4 protein-coding genes and 1 riboswitch are annotated in these 3,847 nt (G+C 43.5%); of the genes, 1 reads left to right on the plus strand and 3 read right to left on the minus strand.

The window, feature by feature from the left end; all coding sequences use genetic code 11:
• The 3 genes from hypB to PX636_RS18475 form a co-directional block, all read right to left on the minus strand.
• Positions 1–629, minus strand: a 629-nt coding sequence (gene hypB / locus PX636_RS18465) for a hydrogenase nickel incorporation protein HypB (RefSeq protein ID WP_288118221.1), incomplete at its 3' end; no start/stop codon positions are given.
• Between the two features lie 58 nt (positions 630–687).
• Entirely contained in the window at positions 688–1,044 is a 357-nt protein-coding gene (gene hypA, locus PX636_RS18470) for a hydrogenase maturation nickel metallochaperone HypA (RefSeq protein ID WP_002731704.1), read from the minus strand.
• Positions 1,045–1,050: 6 nt separating this feature from the next.
• Complete coding sequence (locus PX636_RS18475; protein WP_002777592.1) at positions 1,051–2,229, minus strand: agmatinase family protein; 1,179 nt, start codon at positions 2,227–2,229, stop codon at positions 1,051–1,053.
• Between the two features lie 68 nt (positions 2,230–2,297).
• Positions 2,298–2,432: riboswitch (guanidine-I (ykkC/yxkD leader) on the minus strand.
• 375 nt (positions 2,433–2,807) lie between these two features.
• Here PX636_RS18475 and PX636_RS18480 point away from each other — a divergent pair.
• Positions 2,808–3,509: a PEP-CTERM sorting domain-containing protein gene (locus tag PX636_RS18480; protein WP_288118223.1), complete on the plus strand. Its 702-nt coding sequence runs from the start codon at positions 2,808–2,810 to the stop codon at positions 3,507–3,509.
• Positions 3,510–3,847 lie beyond the last annotated feature (338 nt).

Raw genomic sequence — 3,847 nt, forward strand, 5'->3', positions numbered from 1 at the left:
AAACCTTCTCCTGTTTGAGCAGAAAGAGCGATAATCTTTACATCGGGATTCATAGAACGAACATTTGCCTCTAAACGTTTTAAATCAATCTCTAAATAAGGAGCCAGATCTAATTTGGTAATAATCAGACAATCCGCTTCTTGAAACATAATTGGATATTTGAGGGGTTTATCTTCTCCTTCCGTAATACTTAATAGAGCAACTTTAGCGTGTTCCCCTACCTCAAATTCGGCGGGACAAACTAAATTTCCCACATTTTCCACCAACAATAAATCAAACTCTTTGGGGTTATAATCTTCTTTGAAACGATGAATTCCCCCGGCTACCATTTTGGAATCTAAGTGACAGGAGCGACCCGTATTAATGGCAATCACGGGAACTCCATATTGTCTCAGGCGCTCTGCATCTAGTTCTGTAGTCATATCACCTTCAATAACAGCCATTTTTAATTGATCTTTTAAGGCTGCGAGGGTTTTTTCCAATAACACAGTTTTACCCGCACCGGGACTACTCATCAAGTTTAAACAGGTAATGCCCCACTCGTCAAAATGTTCCCGGTTGTGATCGGCTCCTGTTTGATTGGCATGAAGTAGATTAATTTCTAGGGCTGCGTCAAAAGTTTGGTGCATTTTAGTTGAGAATGAATAATTGATCATCGAACTTTTATAAGCGATCGCCCAACTTTGTTTAAGAATCTAAAGAATATTCAATGTGGTCAATTTTTAACTCTCGACCTGAACGAATATCCTCCATCGGTGATCGACAAGTTGGGCAGGAATATTGCTGGCCAATTTGGGGTTTATAATCCTTTTGGCAGCAATGACAATAAGCAATTAGGGGAATATTTTTAATCGCTAATTCCACACCAGCCAGAAAAGTATTAGCAGTTTGAACTTCAAAGGCAAATTGTAAACTGACCGGTTCAACACAGGTAAATTCACCAACCATGAGATGAATTTTTTCAATTTTGAGCTTTTCAGGTTGGCTATCATACCAATCTCGAACTGTCATAATTAACGCCTTGGTCATATCAGTTTCGTGCATAGGAAATTACTGCCAGGGTTCGTCAACGGCCAGATTGGCATCAGGATGAATATAATAGGGCTTTTCTTTACGGGGTAATTGACCTGAAATAACCAGATGGGCCATGGCATCACAAATAACACGAGTAGCCATCAAAGAGGTCATATCACTAATATCGTAGGGAGGGGAAACTTCCACCACTTCCATGCCACAAATGGGAGCTTTTTGGATAATTTTACCTAATAAAGCTAAGGCTTCACGGGGTAATAAACCGCCCGGTTCTGGCCAACCCGTACCGGGGACAAAACCAGCATCAATGCAATCAATATCAAAACTGATCCAAACGCAATCCGTACCATCTAAAGCTCGTTCTAAGGCAAATTCGGCGGCCGCATCAATGCCTCGTTCTACAATGTCGGTGACGGTCAAAATATTAGTGGCCCGCTCGCGGCAAACTTTAACACCTTGACGGGGAACTTGCCAACCACCAATCCCTAATTGGACGAGATTTTTAGCAGGAGCATTTTTCATATTGGTGGCATGAAACCAGGGGCAAGTGTGCATCCGTTCATCTAAATCCGTTTCCTGAGTATCCACATGGCGATCAAAGTGAATAATACCGACTTTTTTATCCCCTAAATGCCGACAAATACCCCGCACCGTCGGAAAACCAATGGAATGATCACCCCCTAAAATAATCGGCAATGCCCCGGAACTAAAGACATGGGCAACCCCCTTCGAGATTTGATCAAAGGACTTTTCATTATTAGCAGGAATGGTGAAAATATCCCCCAAATCACAGAGCGTAATTTGTTCGCGCAGATCTACCCCTAATTCAAAATTGTAGGGCGTATAAAGGGCCGAAATCCGCCGAATTCCCTGGGGTCCAAAACGAGTTCCGGGTCGGTAAGTTGTCCCCGAATCATGGGGAACACCGACGATGGCCACGTCATAATTGCCCACATTCCGCACATCTTCCAAATAGGGGGCCTTCATAAAGGTGTTAATTCCCGCATAGTGGGGTAACTCACCCCTGGAAAAGGTGGGAATACTGCGATCGCGAATACTATCGGCCGCCTCTAAACCGTAGGTTAACCCCTGAGAAACTTCCTGTTGCCAACCGGTTAGGGGCAAATGGCGTTCTTTTTCTAGGGCCTGTTCAGCTTCGGTTAAATGCGGGGGTTGAAAAGTAGATTCCTCGGACATCATTTTACCTCAAAATACAATAACCCGGGAGTCTTCAAAGACACTGCCTCAAAACAGTTATCCTTAAAGTCTCCCGGGCTTTTATCCCGCCGTGTAGCCAGCTTAGACGGAAAAAATTTTTGATCCGCTCATTTAAGACTAGCTTGCTCCTCTCGGACTTGACATTTAAGCACGCTTAAATCGGAACCCTAGAAGCAATTTCTTTGACCTTAGACGATCTCAATCCCAAAAACAGTATCACAGACTACATAAAAGGGATTTTCGCTTAAATAGGGTTTGCTGAATAATTTTGTTGGTGGGGGCAGGGTGTGGGGTTTTACCCGTTTTCAGGTGGTCAACTACCTAATTTTCAGGGAAAAAGTGCCTAAATTTTGGCGTTGTCAGATCAGAATATGAAGAATGAATTGCGACACAACGAAAGCCTTGCTCTGAAAGCGTTGTCAAGTCTGCTCTCATGCGCCATAAATAAACTTGACAACGCTTGTCATTTTTGGTAAGTTATGGCGTAATTGCAAGCTCAACAACATTTTTTAGGAGGCACTTGCTTATGTCATTAGCAAAACTAATCAAAAACTCCGTTGGGGGGGCTAATACTTATCAGTCTTTCCATCGCCAGTGGAGTACAAGCGGCAACTATTACGGTTGCTGGCGAATCTAATCCTTGGCTGGCAGGGATGCCAAATGGCTCTACAGCTTCCTTTACAGATGCTGCTCCCGCTCAATCTCCTGTACAAGTGTCGGGACTTTCCCTTATTCCAGGACAAACGCTCAATTTCTCCGTGACCGGGGCAGTCAGCAATACTCCCTTCCTACCCCCACCCACTGCTACGCCAGATGGGGAAGTTTTTATTAGCCATTTGCCTGGGAGTCAAAATGGAATTTCCGATATTACCGCTCCGATTAATTCTCTTGTCGGTGTCTTTTTAGATAACAGCCAGCCAGATTCGACTTCTGCACCTGCAGCTCTTAACTTTTCTTCAATTGGACTTAATTTTTCTTCGTTAGCTCCACAACTTAAGCAAGTTTTCTTCATTGGCGATGGACTGACAGGAACCGGCACTGGTGCTGTGCAGAATTTCATCGTTCCTACTGGTGCAACTCGCCTCTTCCTGGGTCCAATGGATGGTTTTGCATGGAAAGGCAACACTGGAAGTTTTAGCGTGACAGTTCAAGCAGTACCTGAACCCAGCACAATTTTCGGCTTAGGTGTATTAGGATTTGGTGCTTTCTTCAAGCACAACCTAGCTAAATCTAACAAGTCGAATAAACAGGACAACTAAACGGGTTAAATTTTGGGCGCAATGTTTGCGCCCCTACATTGCACCTGGTGTAATCGGTAGTGGCCTATAGTGTACTGCCTTTCTTCGATAATCCTTTCTTATCACCATAACTCCGGCAAGCAGAATCAAGATGAGTTAGAGTTTAAATGCTTGGGAAAATAGGACTTGTAGGCGCACGGATTTTCCATTATGAATATAATATCATGTCAAGGGGCTTTTGTCAAGAGAAAATTTTGACAACATCCAGAAAAACCTAGCCAATTGTAGGGGTAATTCATGAATTACCCCTACACCTATTACCTAGTCCAGTAACCCACCACCTAATCATCGACTATGAT

Origin of the sequence: Microcystis sp. M53598_WE2 (genome assembly GCF_030067735.1) — a bacterium.
Taxonomy (GTDB): Bacteria; Cyanobacteriota; Cyanobacteriia; order Cyanobacteriales; family Microcystaceae; genus Microcystis; species Microcystis aeruginosa.